Raw genomic sequence first — 18,469 nt, 5'->3', positions numbered from 1 at the left:
CGAAAGCCTGAACTGCACAGCAAAGGAGCTAGCAATGACTGTTTACGCGCAGCCTGGTACCGAGGGTTCGAAGGTTACCTTCAAGGACCGGTATGAGAACTGGATCGGCGGCGAGTGGGTTGCCCCGGTCAAGGGCCAGTACTTCGAGAACATCACCCCGGTGACCGGTAAGGCCTTCTGCGAGGTTGCCCGCGGAGCCGCCGAGGATATCGAACTTGCCCTGGACGCAGCCCACAAGGTGGCGCCTTCCTGGGGCAAGACGTCTGTGGCAGAGCGCGCGGCAATCCTGAACAAGATCGCGGATCGTATGGACGAGAACCTTGAGCTGTTGGCCGTCGCGGAGACCTGGGACAACGGCAAGCCCATCCGCGAGACCATGGCCGCGGACATCCCGCTTGCTGCTGACCACTTCCGCTACTTCGCGTCCGCCGTGCGGGCCCAGGAAGGCCGGCTCTCCCAGCTGGACGACGACACCACGGCCTACCACTACCACGAACCGCTCGGCGTGGTGGGCCAGATCATTCCCTGGAACTTCCCCATCCTGATGGCCGTATGGAAGCTCGCCCCCGCGCTCGCGGCCGGCAACGCCGTGGTCCTGAAGCCCGCCGAGCAGACGCCGTCCTCCATCCTGGTGCTGATGGAACTGATCAGCGACCTTCTGCCCGCCGGTGTCATCAACGTGGTGAACGGCTTCGGCGTCGAGGCCGGCAAGCCGCTGGCGTCCAGCCCGCGGATTCGCAAGATCGCGTTCACCGGTGAAACCACCACCGGGCGGCTGATCAGCCAGTACGCCAGCCAGAACCTGATTCCGGTTACCCTCGAGCTGGGCGGCAAGAGCCCGAACATCTTCTTCAACGATGTTGCCGAATCACATGATGCCTTCTACGACAAGGCTCTGGAGGGTTTCACGCTCTTCGCCTTCAACCAGGGCGAAGTCTGCACCTGCCCGTCCCGCGCCCTGGTCCAGGAAGGCATCTACGACTCCTTCATGGCGGACGCGCTGGCCCGTACCCAAAAGATCATCCAGGGCAACCCGCTGGATACCGACACCCAGCTCGGCGCCCAGGCCTCCAACGACCAGCTGGAGAAGATCCTGAGCTACATGGACATCGGGAACCAGGAAGGTGCCAAGGCCCTCACCGGCGGCGCCCGTGCAGAGCTGCCCGGCGACCTGGCCGGCGGCTACTACGTCCAGCCCACCATCTTCGAAGGGCACAACAAGATGCGGATCTTCCAGGAGGAGATCTTCGGCCCGGTGGTATCAGTCACCAGCTTCAGCGACTACCACGATGCCATGGGCCTTGCCAACGACACCCTGTACGGGCTGGGCGCCGGCGTCTGGTCCCGCAACGGGAACGTGGCCTACCGCGCCGGCCGGGAGATCCAGGCCGGCCGTGTGTGGGTCAACAACTATCACGCCTACCCTGCCGGGGCAGCGTTTGGTGGCTACAAGTCCTCCGGCATCGGACGTGAAAACCACTCCATGATGCTGGACCACTACCAGCAGACCAAGAACCTCCTGGTCAGCTACAACGAGAACAAGCTGGGCTTCTTCTAGGTCGATGGGATCCAGGGAGCCAGAGCCAGAGGGGGAGGGCAGATGCCCGACGACCGGCTTCACGCCGCGGTAACGCTGCCTGGGGAAGACTTTTCTCGGGTGGCGCTCACCGCCACCGCCATTGAACTGCTCCACAAACTCTGGGAGCAGCACGGTCCACTGATGTTCCACCAATCCGGGGGTTGCTGCGATGGTTCCTCGCCCATGTGCTACCCGGCCGGTGACTTCATCACTGCCGAGGCCGATGTGCTGCTGGGCAGCTTCGACCTGGGTTCGTCCCTGGAACCTAAGCCGCTGGACTTCTGGATGTCGAGGGAGCAGTTCAATTACTGGAGCCACACCCACCTGACCGTGGACGTGGTGCAGGGCAGGGGGAGTGGCTTCTCCGTGGAGGCGCCCGAAGGCAAGCGCTTCCTGATCAGGTCAACGCTGATGGACTGGCCGGTGTAGACAGTTCGAATATCGCAATTCCGGAAGAGTCCTGACGCCATGGAGCGGCGTCCCGCTAAAAACAACACCGCCCCGCCACGGAAACCGTGGCGGGGCGGTGCGGTAAGAGCACCCTGAAGGGTGAGAGCGAAGAAACTAGCCGATCTTGTTGGCAGCCTCAGCATCGGAGGACGGAGCGCCGAAGGCTACTCCGGCACCCAGGTTGGCCCGCAGCTTGGCGCCGAGTTCGGCATCAACGTTGGTCCAGTACTGGATGGCGCGTTCCTTGATGCCGGGGCTCTTGACGCCACCCACGGCACCGGTGATGGTCTCAAGCAGACGGGCCTTGGCACCGTCGTCGTAAACCTCGCGGTACAAGGTACCGGCCTGGACGAAGTCGCTGTCCTCGGCGTGCAGGGAATGCGCAGCGAGGGTCAGCTCGCCGTCATTCTCCCAGCCGCCGGCCGGGTTCTGCGGCTCAACGGCTGCGGGACCACCCAGCGAGTTCGGTGCGTAAACCGGGACCGAGGGGGCGTTGAACAGGTAACGTCCGGCGCCGTCCTGGCTGTAGTTGTTCACCTGGTTCTTCGGCTGGTTCACCGGGATCTGGGCGTGGTTGGTACCCACGCGGTAGCGGTGCGCGTCTGCGTAGGAGAAGATGCGCGCCTGCAGCATCTTGTCCGGGGACGCAGCGATGCCCGGCACGAAGTTCGACGGCGCGAAGGTGGCCTGTTCGATCTGCGCGAAGTAGTTCTCCGGGTTTCGGTTCAGCTCCATGGTGCCGACCTTGATCAGCGGGTAGTCCCCGTGCGGCCAGACCTTGGTGAGGTCGAACGGGTTGAAGCGGTACGACTTGGCATCCTCGTAAGGCATGACCTGGACGTGCAGGTCCCAGGACGGGAAGTTACCGGCGGCAATGTTTTCCTGGAGGTCGCGGATGTAGAAGTCTGCATCCGCGCCGGCCAGCTCTTCCGCCTGCTCGCTGGTCATGGACTTGACGCCCTGGTTGGACTTGAAGTGGTACTTGACCCAGAAGCGCTCGCCCTCGGCGTTGATCCACTGGTAGGTGTGCGAGCCGTAGCCCTGCATTTCACGCCAGGAAGCCGGCAGGCCGCGGTCGCCCATGAGCCAGGTGACCTGGTGGGCGGACTCGGGGGAGAGGGTCCAGAAGTCCCACTGCATGTCAGCGTCACGCAGGTGGCTGCCCGGAAGGCGCTTCTGCGAGTGGATGAAGTCCGGGAACTTGATGCCGTCACGGATGAAGAAGACAGGGGTGTTGTTGCCTACGAGGTCGTAGTTGCCCTCGGTGGTGTAGAACTTGACCGCGAAGCCGCGCGGATCGCGCCAGGTGTCGGGGGAGCCGTTTTCGCCGGCGACGGAGGAGAACCGGATCAACATTTCGGTGTCGACGCCCGGCTGGAGGAAGGCTGCCTTGGTGTATGCGGAGACATCTTCGGTGATCCTGAAGGTACCGAATGCGCCGCCACCCTTGGCGTGCACTACGCGCTCCGGAACCCGCTCACGGTTGAACTGGGCGAGCTTTTCAATCAGGTAGTGATCCGTCAGGACGATGGCACCGTCGGCACCTACTGACTTCGAGTGTGCGTCGGACGTGACGGGGGCACCTGACTGGGTTGTTGAAATGGCAGTCATTGTTCTCCTATTTCTCTATTACTTGTGAGGGACGTTCAGAAGGAAGTTGTTGTTTGCGCTGGCAGTCGGCGCAGATGCCCTGGTACATCACGTCGGCGATCTGAATAGTCATCGGCGTGGTGTTTTCGTTCCAGTGCGGGGTGAGGCAAGGGGCATGTCCGACGGCGCAATCGACGTCCTCCACGCGTCCGCAGCTGATGCAGATGGCGTGGTGGTGGTTGTCATTGACCCGTGTTTCGTACAGGGCCGGGGAGTGCGGAGGCTCAAACCGGCGCAGCATATGCAAATCCGTCAGGTCGCCCAGGACCACGTAAACGGACTGCGCGGTGAGTTCGGGGAGCTCTTGACGGGCGGCTGCAAGGACGTGCTCAGCCGGTGAATGCGGGTGGCGCTCCACGGCGGCAAGAACAGCCAGCCGCTGCTTGGTGACCCGGCGGCCGTGGGCGCGCAGGGCATTGGCCCATGCTTCCTGGCTCTCCGGGTATTCGCTCATGGATCCATTGAAGCACTTATTATGAGTACTTCACAATAAGGCTTGGCTAACTTTTGGTGTGTCCAACAGCCGGGCCAGTGGATTGAACGCCTCACCAGCCGATCGCGCCACCGCATGGATCTCCAGCTGACCGCCGGACGGCCCTTCTGCCACCAGGCAGCTGAGCCCGTTTACCGAGCCGAGGTCTGCGATCTGTTGCAGCTCAGCCGCCAGGGCCAGCAGTTCCTGTGCCGTCAGGTCATCAACAGAAGAGACCTTGCGGCCGGTGGACAGGATGGCATGGTGCGGGCCCGCTGGCGATTCAGGGCTCAGCCGGGTAATCAAGGGATCCGACGGCGGCACCCCCTTAGGTGCAGCGCCTCGGGCAGCACCTCCGGCAGCGGCGCGCCGCAGCGCAAGCCGCAGCCCGCCGTCGTACTGCTGCAGTTCCCCCGCACTGAGCGGCACCCGGCGGTGGGCCGGCATCGCCAGTTGTTGCCCCGGCGTCGTGGTTTCCCCGGAAAACCGGCCGAAAATGTGGAAGGTGGGCGTGGACGATTCGGCCTCGGGCTCGGCGATGGCGGTGCCGAGCGGATGCCACTGATAGGCGAAGAACAGGCAGAATGTGCGGGTGCCAAAAACTTCGGCGAGCGCGGCGCGGGCTGCCCCGAAGCAGCGGAGCCAATCGGCGGCGGAGGCGGTGTCGAAGGCCACGGCGGGATCGGTGAGCCGGATGGTCAGGTGACCGGGGGTGAGGGTAGTTGCGGGACGCGTGACCTGCCAGAGTGTGGAACCAAAAAGCAGCCGCCGCGACACCCCCATGCCTCAACCCCTTCCCCTCCGCCCTGACCCTACCAACAGAAGCGGGGTGTGTCAGTGTTGAAGGAAGGGCACAGGCCCGGGGACCCGGCGCCGGAACCCGCCGCGCGGCAGATCCGTTCAGCACGGTAGAAGGGCCCAAGGGCTTCGCCCAAACAGCAGAACCAGCAGCAGGAGGCGCAGTGCACCGGCACTACAACGGCTTGAAAACAGCGGCACTTTTCGGGGTCCTTTGGGCCGTGCTGCTGGGGCTGGGTGCTTTGATTGGCGTTGGCACCCGCAGTTCCACACCCATCTGGATCATGGCGGTGGTGGGCGTGGCCACCACCTTCTATGGCTACTGGAACAGCGACAAGATTGCCATCCGGTCCATGCAGGCGTACCCCGTGAGCGAGTTGGAGGCACCACAGCTGCACCAGATGGTCCGTGAGCTGTCCGTCCGGGCCAACCAGCCCATGCCGCGGATCTACATATCGCCCACCATGACGCCCAATGCCTTCGCCACCGGCCGGAATCCGAAGAACGCCGCCGTTTGCTGCACCCAGGGCATCTTCCAGCTCCTGGACGCCCGCGAACTCCGCGGCGTCCTGGGCCATGAGCTGATGCACGTCTACAACCGGGATATCCTCACTTCTTCCGTGGCGGCGGCGGTGGCGGGCGTGACCACTTCGGTGGGCCAGATGCTGCTGTTCTTCGGCGGCGATCGGCGCAACGCCAACCCATTGGCCATGATCGCCATGGCGCTGCTGGCACCTTTTGCAGCGTCCCTGATCCAAATGGCCATCTCCAGGACCAGGGAGTACGACGCCGACGAGGACGGTTCGCAACTCACTGGAGATCCGCTGGCACTCGCCTCAGCCCTGCGCAAGATCGAGCAGGGTGTGCGGATCGTGCCGCTGCCCAGGGAGCAGGACCTGGTCAATTCCTCGCACCTGATGATCGCCAACCCGTTCCGTGGCGGTGCTATGGTCAAGCTCTTCTCCACGCATCCGCCCATGCAGGAACGGATTGCGCGGCTGGAACGGATGGCGGGCCGGCCAGTCGCCCCGCGCAGCTTCGGTACCCGGACACAGAACCGGCCCGGGGATATCCGCTAAGGAATTCCCGGACCGGTCCCAACGGTGTGAGGGCGCAGAAGGCCGCCTTCGCTGAAGGCGGCCTTCTTGTGTCTGCCGGGAAACACCGCAACAGTCCCGCGGGAGAAGCGGTGCTAGCTGCGGAAGTTCACGAACTGAAGGTCCGCCTCGTCGAAGTCCTTCAGCAGGGCCATAGTGGCCTGGAGGTCGTCACGGGACTTGGACGTGACGCGCAGTTCGTCACCCTGGATCTGGGACTTGACTGACTTGGGGGCTTCGTCCCGGATCAGCTTGTTGATCTTCTTGGCAAGATCCTGCGCGATGCCTTCCTTGATGGTGGCTTCCAGCCGGAATTCCTTGCCGGAGGCGTAGGGCTCGCCGGTGTCCAGCGACTTCAAGGAGATACCCCGGCGGATCAGCTTGGACTGCAGCACATCCAGGACAGCCAGAACCCGTTCCTCAGAGTTGGCCTTCATCAGGATTTTCTCGCCGCTGAAGTCCACCTCTGCGCCCACGCCCTTGAAGTCGTACCGCTGAACCAGTTCCTTCTGTGCCTGGTTCAGTGCGTTGGCAACCTCCTGCTTGTCTACCTTGCTTACGACGTCGAACGTTGACTCGCCTGCCATGACTCTCCTTCGTTGGGGTGTCCGGGTGATCCGGCTCGGTTTCTGTGAGCCGGCGCTGGGCCGGCGATTCTGCATTCCAGACTAGTACGGATGCCCGGCGGGTGGGCAGTGGCAGGACGCACAGTTTGCTCACAGCAGAGGCACTGCGGGAATGAAGTTACGCAAGGCAAAGTTGGAGCTGTTGATTCAGTCGCCGGAAAGGGAACAGCATGCACCGCGAGGCAGCCCGATATGTCACAACGACCACAGCAGCGGCCGCCGGTGCGGTGGCTTCCGCAGCCACTGCTGCGATCCTTGCAGCGTCGGTGATTCTTGCGCCTGTGCCGGATGCCACCACCCGGATTCAGGGCATCAGCGAGGACCTCCTCAGGGCCGTGCAGTTGAACCAGATGACGGAAGAGCAAGCCGTCAAGTTCCAGGCCAGGCTTGCGGGACGGATCCTTGGTGAAGGTGGCGCGGGGTCCACCCTTACCTGAGCCGAGCCCCGTCTCCGCCCGGAATACAGGGCATTTTCCGCCGATTCGATTCTTCGGCCTAAGTTCTGTAAAGTTGTCTTGCCCGCGGTTCACGGATGCGGATCGGCCCGGAAACGGACTTATTCCATCACGGCGCAGCGGGTGATCTTCTTTTTGAAGTTCGGCAGATTACCCGAGCGGCCAAAGGGGGCTGACTGTAAATCAGCTGGCAACGCCTACGGGGGTTCGAATCCCTCATCTGCCACCAGCCAGTAATGGCAAGGAATTTAGCCCTTCTGGGACCTCTTATGAGGTTCCGGAAGGGCTTTTTTTATTTTCGGTGATCACACTTGTGAGCACACCTTGACGCTTGCGTGACACGGGCAGCAGCGCGGAGGCTCCTTCAGCGGCGTTCCTGGCGGCGTTACCCACCATATGCGCGTACAGGTCCCGCGTGATCTGACTGTTGCTGTGGCCCATAGTTTTGGACACGATGCCCAAGTCCTGACCTGAGGCCAGCATCAGCGACGCGTGCAGGTGCCGGAGGTCATGGAAGCGCATCGGCGGCAAGCCCAACTTCTCCACCATCAGCTCAAAGAGCTTCGAGGGGTAGCCCGGCCGAAGCTGGCGGCCATCCTCATAGGTGAAGACGCGCCCGGAGTTTCGGTAAGCCTCACCCCATGCTTCCCGTTCACGCGCCTGCTGGAACTGCCACGTCAGGAGAGCGGCAACGGCGCGGTCGGAGAGGGCAACAACCCGGTTCTGTCCGGCCTCTGTTTTGATGGTGCCCTCAAGTATGTCCCTGCCTACCTGCACAAGCTGGACACGGCCGACCAGCCGCCGGCCTGCAAGGTCTACGTCCTGCCAGCGCAGTCCACATAGTTCCCCACGGCGCATACCGGACAGTATTGCAACCTCAAACAACGCCCCTAGTCGGTGCTCAGTGGCGGCATCAAGGAATGTCCCGGCATCGGCGGGCTCCCATACCTCGATCTTGCTCTTCTCCACGCGGGGGAGCCGGGCACCGGCGGCCGGATTCTCCCCGAGAAGACCGTCCTGGACAGCATCGGTTAAAGCGCTGGAGATTGTGGCGTGGATGCGCTTTATGGTGACGGCACCACGGCCAGCCGCCTGAAGGCCAGCTATGAGAATGGCTACGTGCTGGCGGCGGAGTTCCCTGAGGAGGAGCTTCTCTCCGAACGCGGGGGCGATGTCGTTCTCAATGTAAGCCCGATACATGCGGAGCGTGGAGGGCTTGAGCTGGGAGTGTTCCTCCTGGGAGGCCGGCCATGTGCGGAGATACCCGGCTACCTTCGTACGCTTGAAGTCATGGACCTGATTTGTCAGCGACCTCTCCGCCTCCCGCAGGGCTGATTCTGCCTCTTCGGCCGAGGGGTACTTGTAACCGCTGATGTAGCGGCGCTTTCCCGTGGCCGGATCAAAACCGGCGGAAAGCCTGAATCCCCACGTGCCATGGCGGTAGCTCTTGAGCTTGGGGCACTGCGCCCCGTATTGCTTGCCCGTTTCGTCACGGCACCCGCAGCGGCGGCTAACCTTTGCCATTTACATCCTCCGGTTGGTGTCTACGACGGACCTCATCCGTGTAGCGGATGAGCCCATTAACATCCAAGGTGCTGTCACCCTGGGACGGGACACCCCCCGTTTCAGTAGAAAGGCCCGAATTCGTCCTGGAGCCACTGCTGGTAGGCGGCTCTTTGGGTCTCTTGTATCGCTTCCTCTCTCACGTTGTCGATTGTGAGGTCTAGGTGAAGGAGGGGGAATGTCCAATCACGGGCAACGGTCTTGCCGGCCTTTGTGCGGGCAAGCTTGAATTCCTCGTGGGCGGAGGGATCAACGCCTTTCAGATCCTTGCTATAGAGCTCGTTCAAAATCTTGACATTCAGCTTCGTGCAGACGTCCCATCTCGATGATTCGTCGAACTTGACGCCTTTCCACGTGTGGGCGACGACCCTGATTCCTTCTGAGGTCAGCGGCCCTGAGGCCTTCATAGCGAGGACGAGGTCTGTCACGGGTTGATGAGCGCTGAGATATTCGAGGTGTCCGCCGCCCCCTCCAGTTCCATATCAGACCCGGCCGGCCCAAGAAAAATGTGACCAACGGACTCCGGGACAGTCATCTTCGAGCAGCTCCAGGTGTTACGAAATCCACCGGTCAGAGTGTTTAGAGTTGCTTGGCAAGTGTGATTACCCGGGTCAGGAATAGCTTTCTAAGTTCCTCGTTTGGGGCTACTGAGGTAAAAACGACGGCGAGCATCACTGCGGTGTCCAACCGCAGGATCGGCCATGCTGGGGTTTCTGTCGCGACGGTTCCTCCCTCACGTGCGTAGCCTGCACGGAAGGCCTCGTAGTCCAGTCCGTTCTCTGCAATGGCTGCGTACTCTTCGATACGAGCAATCTCCAGTTCGGGTGCGGCTCCCAAAGCATTGCTCCAGTCGAAAATGGACTGCGGCTGGCTGTTCAAGACACGGACGTTCTGGCGTCTAATGTCCAAATGGGTAACCCGCGGGCCGCTCAGGCTCTTGTCCAGATCGCGTAGCATCCGTGTAGTTTTTGGGAGGGTGGGCAGGTCGGCATGTTTGCCCAGTTCGGCGTAGCGCTGTTCCACTCGCTGCACAATGCGTGGATTGACCGGCATACCGTTTTGCGCCACGAATTCCATATCGGGCAGCGGCAGCTGATGCATCCTGGCAACAATACCGCCCAATGCTGCCGCGTCGAGTGCCGATCCGTCATCTTCGATAACGTCGACGATGAGGACTGGGAAACCGTCTTGGTCGATGAGATCCAGGGGTTGGGCGCTGGGTATTCCGTTAGCAGATGCCCACGCTGCCAGGGCCATCTCCTGGCGCTGAAGGCCAAGGGCCGATACTCCTGGATTGTTCGCTGTGTTGAACTCGGGTGTACGCGGGATGCGGTATCCCTCCTGGCGCCCGTCGCGGATGGCAGTGTAGAAGAGAAACTCTGTGCCGGAGCCGGAGAGGGTGAGCTCGTGCGCGTCTCTGCTTGCGGCGATACCTTGCGCCGCTTCGGAAGGTTCGCGCCGGGTTTTGGTGCTCATGCTCCTACCGAAACTGGTGAGGCTGACCATGTTCGGTGCAGCCACCGCTCGTACGATTCGCCGCTTGCCTGGGGAACCGTCAAGTAGAAGGGATGCAGTACTCGAGAGCTGCCGCCTTCCATGCCTGCGTGCATGGAGCCGATGTTGTTTGTGACGAGCAGGTCGAATTGCTCGCTGACAAGGCAGGTTTCGTATTCTGCCTTGAATTCAGAAGCTGACAGGCCCAACCCTTGGTGAACAACGTGGCAGAACAGGCGCAGGGTCTCCCCGACGCAGTTCCCGCATGGGCACTTAGCGATGAGTAGTTCAAGGTCGGGGAAACGCGTGCGGTGCTCGCACGAAATGTCTGCTTCTGCACGGATCAAGGGTGTTCCCCTCAAACTTGCTGTGCCTACGCCCAGCATGCCGGCGAGGGTGGGGTAGTTGCTGCCGTGGATGGAGCGTTCTTGGAAAGCCGATCTCAGGTTGGCCGCGTACCACTGGGCGACGTCCTGGACTCCGGAGCGGCCGTGCCGTGCTGCGGCATCTGTCACCACACGCACCAAGTCAACGTGCGGAGTGACGCTCAGCCCCTGGCCCGGATCGGAGATGAATATCCCTTGGTAAAGCTTATGAGTATGGGTTGTGGTGAATCCTTCTGACGAAAAGACCCTCTCAGTCTCTTGCCAGTCGTTGACCAACTCTCTACTTGGCGTCAGATATGACGAGTGCTGCCCGTCGTGGTGCATAAGCATGTTTCGTGTCGGGGCATCGGTTGGCATGATCGTAGTTTGAGGGCGATCGACTTCCACATATAGCTGTTCCGGTGCCCCGTTTCGAATCATTGTCGAAGCAAGTGCGCGCATGATTTGCTCGGCGATATCGCGGCTTTCATTGTGAGAAAGCCGGAGACGTCCGATGCGGAAAACGGCGTATCCGTTCCTGTCGAGAGCCGTCGCGCCTTGCTCGGCAGCATCAGCAATTGAAGAGGCGCTGACCGACCCACCGTCGGCCGGGTGGATCACGGATTCTGGACTAGCGAACTTCATTGCATTCCCTTTCGATGATTGGACAACTAGACAGTCACGGTGCCGGGGACCGACTGCCACCGGTAGCCCCGCACTGAAGGCGAGAGAAGGAGGATGAGGATCGTAATGACCGTGCCGACAACCGAGGCGGCAAAGACGGACTGGACATTGGTCAGCGATGCGATAATCGGCGCGACGATGAAGGATGCGGGCAGCAGGCTGAACGAGATGAACGCGTTCAGGGATGCCACCCGGGCAAGTGAGCCAGGTGCTACGGCTCTCTGCATGGCTGTCGTTACAGTGACCTGATAGAAGCCCAGGGCGACTCCGGTGGCGGCCTCCGCCGCCACAAACCAGGCCGGGTGCCACTGCATTATCAAGCATATTGGGGGAAGGGCTAAGGCTGCCACGCCATAGGAGGCCCATCTCAGGACGGGGGCTTGGGGCGGGACACGACCTCCAGCGACGGCTCCTAGTATCTGTCCAAGCCCGAAGACGGCCAGCGCGATCGGCCAAAGGGACGGGCTTCCAAGCGCAGCCGCGGCAGCCGGTCCCAAGACCAGGAACGGCCCGGTCACTGCGAAGAGCAAGATGGAGGAGGCGCACATTTCCGAAACCAGCCAAGGGAGCGACGATAAGTCCTTGGCTCCCGATTTGATGGCCTTCCAAGCTGACGTCGCCTTCGTTATGGTGCCCCGTGATGAGGGGAGTCCCAGCAGAAGCAGCGCAGCGGTGAAGAATGAGAGCCCATCTGCTACAAGCGCCCACGGTGATATCCCGAACAGGACAAAGAGAGCACCTATAAGGGGGCCGGCTGTTGAAGCAACACTGGAAGCTGTAGACAGTGCAGCGTTAGCCGACCCGATGCCCTCGGGGGTGGTGATGCTTGGGAGATAAGCCGTACTGGCGGGCCTGGCAACGGCAACGGCAGAACCAAAAATCACTTGGGCAGCCACGAGGAGCAAGACCGAGCCCTGCCCTATGAGCATCACCCCCGAGAAGACTTGAGCCAGACCGGCCACGAAGTAGGAGATCATGAGGAGCGTACGGCGTTCATATCGGTCCCCGGCCACACCTCCCCATATCAATACAACGCACTTGGGCACGGCCGAAGCAGCGAGAATCCATCCAGTCTCGACAGCTGAGTATCCTGCGATACTGGCCGCCAGGGCCATGACAGCGAGGGTGGCGCCATCGCCGATTATTGAGATGGTGCTGCTGGTGAGGAACCGTCGCCGGTGTGCCTTTTGAATAGGCTTCTCGATTTGAAGAGTCGTCAATTGAGGTCCAATGCGGCGGGTAGTTGGTCGAGGCTGGAGAGGATCGTTGCCCCTGAGTAACTCAGGCTTCCTGTTCTATCGATAAGGACCAGCTTGATCCCGGCGGCGTGTGCGGCGCCGCCATCCACGGCTATGGAATCGCCTATAAGCACAGTTTGCCGCGGATCGGCGTTCAGCGCCGATGTTGCGTGATGAATGGCTTGAGGGTCTGGCTTGGCGTACCCCGTTTCACCGCTGATGGATAGATGGTCGAAGTATTGCGTGAGACCAAGGATGTCCAGTATTTCCCGAAGCCAAGGGTCGAAATTTGAGACGAGACCAATCGCTCCGACTCTTTCGTCTTTGCGGAGCTTGTCGAGGCATGGAAGTACGTCGGGGAAGTCTGTGTAGTTTGCAGGGTCGAGAATGGCTTTTGCAGCGGCCAGGCATCTGGTGGGGTCGGGTGTTCCGTCGGACCTAAGGATGGTGGTTTCCAGGAAGCTGTACCAGCCTTTGAGGCGAAGGTCGGGGTCTGGTTCGTCGTCAGGCCAGAGCGCGTCCGTACCCATGCTCGACAGGGCGTGCTGGATGCTGTCCTCTGGGTTTGATTCTGTCCAGGTGCCGCTGGAGAGGAGCAGTTCGTGGAATGTCCGCCGAGGTGTCACGAGAGTGCCGCTAGCGTCGAAGAGCACAGTTAGTCGGGACATTTAGAGCACTCCTAGCGCGATGAGATCGGTCCGGACTTCCAAGTTGCGTTGGGTCCAGTAGGCATGGACTTTTTGATTGTCCGTTGAAATGAAGTTCACCAATGGCTCGATGCGGCAGCCTCGTAGTTGCTTTACTTTCAGGGCTTCGGGTCCGTAGTTAATGGTCTTCACAGCTGTGCCATGCAGATGTTTGATAAGTGCGTAGAACGCCAAGTTGAAATAGAGCCCAGCGCTGCGAGTCTGTTGGGTTTGAATGATCCCTAGATGTCGTGGCTGGGCTGAGGAGTCCCCTCGGATGAAGCTTAGGAAACCAACGGGCGACTCGTCAGGCCCGGTTGCCAGGAGAATCCCGTAGGAATCTCCAAAGTCTTCTATGGCTTTCTCGTGGCTTCTCATGACGTGAGAAGTTGAACCTCCGGCGAAGCCGTGCCGAGAGTACGTGTCCAGCTGCAGTTGAGCCAGATCTTCATTGAATTCGGTCACCTCGATGGCTCTTACGCCGAAGCCGGCGCTTTCGAAGATTCGCATTTCCTTCCGCGCACGTCTTCGGTGGTGTGCTGTTAGGTCATCCTGGTAGCTTGCGGGGCCGTTGGGTAGATCAAGTACGCCTTGTGCGCCGCTGAGGTATTCGACGTACCCGGCCTCGACCAGCAGGTCACGGACTTTTCCTGCTTTGCTCAGCTCGACATGGAGCATTCCGCGCGTTCTGTAGCCATTACGGCCATGATTGATCCAAATTTGCAACGCCTCACTGACGTCTTCGCCGACGAAGCCCGCCATGTATGCGTTTGGGATGGCACAACCTAGTGCTGGATAGTCGGAAGTTTGCCAGTCTTTTCCGGCAGGGTCGAAGGCGCCATAGGGCGACGGTTCCATGAGGTCATAGCTCACAAGTGCTCCGTCATGTCCGGCGACTATTGATTCCGGGCTTCCAATGCGGCTGGACATGCAGCTAAGCCACGTCAGGGTTCTGGTCACGTACTCACCGCGGCTCAGCCTCCCCCACAGCAATTGGGCTGCGGGGTCGTTCAAAGCCAGAAACTCTCTGGGCTGCAGGTTCAGCTCTTGGGGGATTCTAGGGCTTGATTGCAAGGTATCCCTCGAATTGGAGCGACTTGTGGATGATTCCGACGGTTCCAAATCCGGCTGTCCTCAGCCTTGCCAGGTTCTCTGCGCTGGAACTTGGGGCGAGAACGCTCTTGAGGCTGCGGGTTTTGGAAACAATTTGGTGCGGCGAAAAGCCCTGTTCGAGTTTGAAGTCAGTGTGCAGCTGCGTGAGCATGTCCTGAATGACGCTGTTGCTCTCTATTACCTTCTCGAAGAGCATGAATCCGCCGCCCGGACGCAGGGAGTCGAAAATCTGGTTGATTGCTTCGACTCGTCTGCTGGGTTCGAGGAACTGCAGGGTGTAGTGGCTGGCGACGAAATCGCAGCGGTTATAAGGGAAGGCTGTTATGTCCCCCAGTTCGAACGCCAGGTTCAGTTTGGTGTGCGAAGTCGCGGCATGCCTGACCATCTCATCTTCGACGTCGATACCGACAACGTTGAGTCCGAGACTTCGGTGCTCATCTGCCAAACGCGAGCTAAGTGTTCCTGTAGAACACCCGAGTTCGTACATTAGGCCGTTGGGCTTGGCGAAATACTTGGACATGGCAACAGTCAGATCATGGCCCCAGCTATACCCCGGCACGCTGCGGGCAATGTGACTGTCGAAGGTCCCCGCAACACCCTGCCCGAAAGTCCACTGCCCGGCCTTCGCCGCTATATCGTCGCCGACGTCGTTGCCGACGGTATCAATTCCTGATGTCATTACCGCGGCTTCCTCGTTGATTCTTGGAATGATTCGATCTCTATCCTGTGTTGCGCAGCATGGCTTGTGGCCAACTGCAGCGCTTCGGTAGGAGTGGGGGCCGTAGCTACCACATACGCAAGCCGCGATTGTCTCGTAACTGCCATCCGGTGCGGTAAGGGGCGATAAACCACGTCGACACCACCTGGCCACGGGTAGTCTGGTTGTTTCATCGATAGCAGCCGGCCTTCTGTGGTCGGGGAGATAAACCAGATGCTCCCGGCACCGCGGACTGGCTGGAGATCGATATCTGCAGATTGTCCGCAATGAAGAGCGACGTAATGGGCCACGAGGTCGATATTTGTGGAGTGCTGAACTATTCGCGGGATGTCGCCTCCAGCAACACGAGGGTTAATCTCTATCAAGGCCGGGCCATCACGGGTCAACTTAAGCTCCACATGAGCCACGGTGCCCTTCAAGCCGACAACCTCGAGCCACCGCTGAAGGACACCTTCAATCTCCGGTGCAACCGAATTGTCAGGCATGCCTGGGAACACAACCCCCAGTTCTCTGCGGTGAGGTGGCGGACTGATATGCGTTTGAGTCAGCCCGACGAGCTTCCATCGACGGCTGCTGTCCTCCCACGCGAGTTCTGCGCTGTACTCGGGCCCGTCCACCGCTTCTTCGACCATCAGGGAGACGCCGTCTCCTGGCCCGATGACTCTACCTGCGTCGACCAGGGCCGTCTGGAATGTTTCATCGTCGGGACAGAGGTAGACACCTACAGACGAGCTACCTGTGGATGGTTTGACGATCACTGGATATCCAAGGGGGGATTGCCGGGTCTCGGGCGTAACCGCTGCGAACTGGACGTCCCGACCAATTCCGGCCACAGCTAGCCGCGTTTCCCTCTTGTCTTGACACTTGGCGATGGCATGAGAACTTGCTCCTGGCAAGCCCAGGATCTCTCTAACAATGGCAGCCAGACCCTGATTATGGTCATCCAGAGCGAGGACTGCATCGATCCCACGCGCTCGACACGCCGCAGCTATCTCCTCTGCGTGCAACTTGTCAGTGCCAACTTGAACTACTTCGTCAACAACATCCAAGTTGATGTCCGCGGTCTCATACCGGACCTCATCCTCAGTAAAGAGCACGATTCGGCGACCGAGAGCCCGCGCCGCTTCAAGCGCATAAGGTGTAGCACCTGTCAACGTTAGTTCGATAAACGCGATTGCCGGTGAACCTTTGTAGTGGTCATCGTTCCGAAACGTCATTTGTCAATATCCCCCAAAAAAGGCTCCGACCCTTCACAAGGGGCGCCTGTGTTCCACTTCACTAACTAAACCGGATGCAGGCTACCACTTGGATCTGGGGGACGCTTGTCATACCGAACTGGCGTCTGCACTTTCTCCCTGTCTGGTTCCTGTATGGGAATGCCACGGTGGTAGATGGCTTGTGTATCAAGCGAATCGCGCGGCTTCCCGGCTGACGTTCTTGGGCTTCATCCTGCCAACCAGAGGGAAGGTCTCAGCAAACCCAACTTTCCCTTCAACCTGAACTCACGATGCAGAAGCGCCGGACCCTTAAGCTGCACTTTGCTGCGATAACCGCCTTTCGAGATTTCGGCCGCACGGGGCTCTGCAGCGAGAGCTCATCCATGTTCTCGGCCTTATCGTTGGATTTATGAGCAATGAGGTGAGCGAGGCGTACTCACGCCGAGCAGCGGAGTACACCGGTCTCTTTGGGTCGATGAGTGCCGTGCATCCATCAGACAGTCAGATCGTGTCTACCTGGGCCGACGCTATCGAGGGTAGCGTCATCGATGTGGGCTGTGGTCCAGGCCAATGGACGAACTTCCTAACAGAGCACGGGCTTGCTGCCTGCGGACTGGATCTAGTACCCGAGTTCATCGACCGCGCGCGCAACACATATCCTGGCGTACCGTTCGAGGTTGGCAGTCTAAACACCCTTGATTTCGAAACAGGAACGTTAGGCGGGATCCTTTCCTGGTACTCACTCATTCACCATGAGCCCGGCACGATCAGGATTCCACTGTTGGAGTTCAGCCGCGTGCTAAGAACCGGCGGTGCGCTGCTCATCGGGTTCTTCGAGGGCCCCGTGGTCGAAAGGTTCGCTCACGCGGTTGCCCCGGCATATCGCTGGCCGGTGAGCGACCTCAGTGACGAGCTAACCTCGGCCGGCTTTGATGTGGTCGAGACCCACGTCAGAAAGGCCACAGGCCAGCGGCCCCAGGCGGCAATCATCGCTCAACGTTCCTAACCGACAGTTAGAGGATCCTTGGAGGCGTGTCCCACCACCAAAGGCGTCCCAGTTCTAAGGAACTGGGACACTTGTCATTTTCAGGAGCTGATTGCACCGAATGTTCCGAAGGCCCGGAAGACGAAGGGAGAGGGCGTACAAGTTCAAGCCCAGCGCACCGGGCTAGGTCGCCGAAATCGCTGAAAAAGCGCAGTAGGTACCGGCAGTGCTGGGTTTTCCAGATGCCGGTACCTACTAAAGAGGACGATCCGTTTTACTGATTCGTTTCGTGCTGCGTCTTATTGAGCTTCCGACGCTGTGCGCTGCGGCCGACGAAAAATACTGTAAAAAGTGCGACGGACAACACTGCAAGCGCGACGGCACGCCAGGCAAAATCTTGCGCGTTGGTTACGTCTCCTCGGCTCTCAATCTCCTGAAAAAGGATCGAAGTCAGGCCAGCGAGTAGCAGCGCCAAGGCTCCGCTGGCGATGGCACCAATAAGAGATAGTCTCAGCCAGTTTCGCTGTTTGCTCATTCGATATGACTCCTCATGATCATGTTTCAATAGAGATTTGCTGTTTTCCAGTTGCAATGGTGAAAAGCCACGCCGTTGGTCCAGACTGTTGTGCGATCCGGGCGGAACCGTTCGAGATTCCAGGTGCCGGCAAAAGCGTTTCCGAACGCATGGCAGTCGAATTGCTGTCGCAGCGTCGCCTTGCTCCACAAAATTGGGCCAATTGGAACTGGGTCTTACCTGTGTGTACCACTACCAAGGAAATGGGACACCTCGTACTCGTTACTGTGCGCGCTGGCGGTTTCAGGCCGCTAGGGTGAAGCAACTACCAATCTGCGACGGGAGTAGGTTTCAATGGCAGTAGCCCGACAGCACCATACCGTGCCGAACTTTTACCTCAAGGGCTTTGCGACGGAAGCCCAGCAGATAGGGGTTGTGCAGTTGCCTGGAACGCGTCGATTTGTCCAGGCCACTAGTGATGCGACTACCAAAAGGATTTTTACGCTATTCCCGGTCATGTCGACGGCCCTGACGTATTTGAAAAAGGCCTGTCGGATCTCGAAGGTGACGCAGCCAAGGTCTGCAAGAAGATAACGGAAGACGGCGTTTGGCCCTTGGCTCAAGCTGATAGGGAAGTATTGGCTACATTCCTGACCATTCAGTTTCTGCGGGGGCCAGACCAGCGCCGCCACATGGAGCAAACAATGGGGTTGATGACTCGGCTAGAGGTCGGAGTGCGCGGAAGGCAGGTGTAAAAGAGTGGGC

The 18,469-nt window shown here is 60.0% G+C and carries 19 protein-coding genes, 1 tRNA gene and 1 pseudogene; 7 read left to right on the top strand and 14 right to left on the bottom strand.

Going from position 1 to position 18,469, the window contains the following annotated elements; translation table 11 throughout:
* Positions 1-34 precede the first annotated feature (34 nt).
* The gene (gene exaC / locus ACWA13_RS13830; protein ID WP_463934753.1) at positions 35-1,558 is read left to right on the top strand and encodes an acetaldehyde dehydrogenase ExaC; all 1,524 of its coding nucleotides are present in this window, start codon (positions 35-37) and stop codon (positions 1,556-1,558) included.
* A 42-nt stretch (positions 1,559-1,600) separates the two neighbouring features.
* Positions 1,601-2,008: a DUF779 domain-containing protein gene (locus tag ACWA13_RS13825; RefSeq protein ID WP_463934752.1), complete on the top strand. Its 408-nt coding sequence runs from the start codon at positions 1,601-1,603 to the stop codon at positions 2,006-2,008.
* A 135-nt stretch (positions 2,009-2,143) separates the two neighbouring features.
* Here the strand turns inward: ACWA13_RS13825 and ACWA13_RS13820 are convergent, their stop codons facing one another.
* Genes ACWA13_RS13820 through ACWA13_RS13810 form a run of 3 tightly spaced genes read right to left on the bottom strand, consistent with a single transcriptional unit; the run spans position 2,144 to position 4,934 of the window.
* Positions 2,144-3,640 (bottom strand): catalase, encoded by a 1,497-nt coding sequence (locus ACWA13_RS13820; protein ID WP_463934751.1) that lies wholly within the window; start codon positions 3,638-3,640, stop codon positions 2,144-2,146.
* A 7-nt stretch (positions 3,641-3,647) separates the two neighbouring features.
* Positions 3,648-4,133 carry a Fur family transcriptional regulator gene (locus tag ACWA13_RS13815; protein WP_463934750.1) on the bottom strand — a complete coding sequence of 162 codons (486 nt, stop codon included), beginning with the start codon at positions 4,131-4,133 and terminating at the stop codon, positions 3,648-3,650.
* A 30-nt stretch (positions 4,134-4,163) separates the two neighbouring features.
* Positions 4,164-4,934 carry a hypothetical protein gene (locus ACWA13_RS13810; RefSeq protein WP_463934749.1) on the bottom strand — a complete coding sequence of 257 codons (771 nt, stop codon included), beginning with the start codon at positions 4,932-4,934 and terminating at the stop codon, positions 4,164-4,166.
* A 179-nt stretch (positions 4,935-5,113) separates the two neighbouring features.
* On the opposite strand from ACWA13_RS13810, the gene htpX reads away from it, so the two are divergent.
* On the top strand, positions 5,114-6,028 hold the full coding sequence (gene htpX / locus ACWA13_RS13805; protein WP_463934748.1) for a zinc metalloprotease HtpX: 915 nt from the start codon (positions 5,114-5,116) through the stop codon (positions 6,026-6,028).
* Positions 6,029-6,141: 113 nt separating this feature from the next.
* Here the strand turns inward: htpX and ACWA13_RS13800 are convergent, their stop codons facing one another.
* A complete protein-coding gene (locus tag ACWA13_RS13800; protein ID WP_463934747.1) occupies positions 6,142-6,633 on the bottom strand; it encodes a YajQ family cyclic di-GMP-binding protein in 492 nt (163 codons plus the stop codon).
* Between the two features lie 209 nt (positions 6,634-6,842).
* Between ACWA13_RS13800 and ACWA13_RS13795 the strand changes: the two genes are divergently transcribed.
* Both ACWA13_RS13795 and ACWA13_RS13790 read left to right on the top strand, forming a co-directional pair.
* Positions 6,843-7,109 carry a hypothetical protein gene (locus ACWA13_RS13795; RefSeq protein WP_463934746.1) on the top strand — a complete coding sequence of 89 codons (267 nt, stop codon included), beginning with the start codon at positions 6,843-6,845 and terminating at the stop codon, positions 7,107-7,109.
* 162 nt (positions 7,110-7,271) lie between these two features.
* A tRNA-Tyr gene (locus tag ACWA13_RS13790) sits at positions 7,272-7,356 on the top strand.
* Positions 7,357-7,394: 38 nt separating this feature from the next.
* Here ACWA13_RS13790 and ACWA13_RS13785 read toward each other — a convergent pair.
* The 9 genes from ACWA13_RS13785 to ACWA13_RS13745 form a co-directional block, all read right to left on the bottom strand.
* Positions 7,395-8,651 carry a site-specific integrase gene (locus ACWA13_RS13785; protein ID WP_463934745.1) on the bottom strand — a complete coding sequence of 419 codons (1,257 nt, stop codon included), beginning with the start codon at positions 8,649-8,651 and terminating at the stop codon, positions 7,395-7,397.
* A 101-nt stretch (positions 8,652-8,752) separates the two neighbouring features.
* Complete coding sequence (locus ACWA13_RS13780) at positions 8,753-9,118, bottom strand: hypothetical protein (RefSeq protein ID WP_463934744.1); 366 nt, start codon at positions 9,116-9,118, stop codon at positions 8,753-8,755.
* Between the two features lie 151 nt (positions 9,119-9,269).
* Positions 9,270-10,166 carry a phosphotransferase family protein gene (locus ACWA13_RS13775; RefSeq protein ID WP_463934743.1) on the bottom strand — a complete coding sequence of 299 codons (897 nt, stop codon included), beginning with the start codon at positions 10,164-10,166 and terminating at the stop codon, positions 9,270-9,272.
* Positions 10,163-11,194: a hypothetical protein gene (locus ACWA13_RS13770; RefSeq protein WP_463934742.1), complete on the bottom strand. Its 1,032-nt coding sequence runs from the start codon at positions 11,192-11,194 to the stop codon at positions 10,163-10,165. The genes ACWA13_RS13775 and ACWA13_RS13770 overlap by 4 nt, the downstream gene beginning before the upstream one ends.
* A gap of 26 nt (positions 11,195-11,220) precedes the next feature.
* Positions 11,221-12,453 carry an MFS transporter gene (locus tag ACWA13_RS13765; protein WP_463934741.1) on the bottom strand — a complete coding sequence of 411 codons (1,233 nt, stop codon included), beginning with the start codon at positions 12,451-12,453 and terminating at the stop codon, positions 11,221-11,223.
* Positions 12,450-13,139, bottom strand: coding sequence for an HAD family hydrolase (locus tag ACWA13_RS13760; protein WP_463934740.1), 690 nt, complete (start codon positions 13,137-13,139; stop codon positions 12,450-12,452). The genes ACWA13_RS13765 and ACWA13_RS13760 overlap by 4 nt, the downstream gene beginning before the upstream one ends.
* The gene (locus ACWA13_RS13755; RefSeq protein ID WP_463934739.1) at positions 13,140-14,030 is read right to left on the bottom strand and encodes a hypothetical protein; all 891 of its coding nucleotides are present in this window, start codon (positions 14,028-14,030) and stop codon (positions 13,140-13,142) included. It abuts the gene before it with no gap.
* A gap of 184 nt (positions 14,031-14,214) precedes the next feature.
* Positions 14,215-14,949, bottom strand: coding sequence for a methyltransferase domain-containing protein (locus ACWA13_RS13750; RefSeq protein WP_463934738.1), 735 nt, complete (start codon positions 14,947-14,949; stop codon positions 14,215-14,217).
* Positions 14,949-16,205, bottom strand: coding sequence for an ATP-grasp domain-containing protein (locus tag ACWA13_RS13745; protein ID WP_463934737.1), 1,257 nt, complete (start codon positions 16,203-16,205; stop codon positions 14,949-14,951). The genes ACWA13_RS13750 and ACWA13_RS13745 overlap by 1 nt, the downstream gene beginning before the upstream one ends.
* Before the next feature lie 409 nt (positions 16,206-16,614).
* Here ACWA13_RS13745 and ACWA13_RS13740 point away from each other — a divergent pair, with 409 nt between their 5' ends.
* Positions 16,615-17,211, top strand: a complete 597-nt coding sequence (locus tag ACWA13_RS13740) for a class I SAM-dependent methyltransferase (RefSeq protein ID WP_463934736.1) — start codon at positions 16,615-16,617, stop codon at positions 17,209-17,211.
* Positions 17,212-17,464: 253 nt separating this feature from the next.
* Here the strand turns inward: ACWA13_RS13740 and ACWA13_RS13735 are convergent, their stop codons facing one another.
* A complete protein-coding gene (locus tag ACWA13_RS13735) occupies positions 17,465-17,725 on the bottom strand; it encodes a hypothetical protein (protein ID WP_104189968.1) in 261 nt (86 codons plus the stop codon).
* Between the two features lie 479 nt (positions 17,726-18,204).
* Here ACWA13_RS13735 and ACWA13_RS13730 point away from each other — a divergent pair.
* A pseudogene (locus tag ACWA13_RS13730) lies at positions 18,205-18,459 on the top strand (DUF4238 domain-containing protein); the annotation flags it as partial.
* Positions 18,460-18,469: the final 10 nt, after the last annotated feature.

The organism is Pseudarthrobacter sp. TRD_SC_9 (genome assembly GCF_055361265.1).
This window is presented reverse-complemented; position numbering and strand designations above follow the sequence as displayed.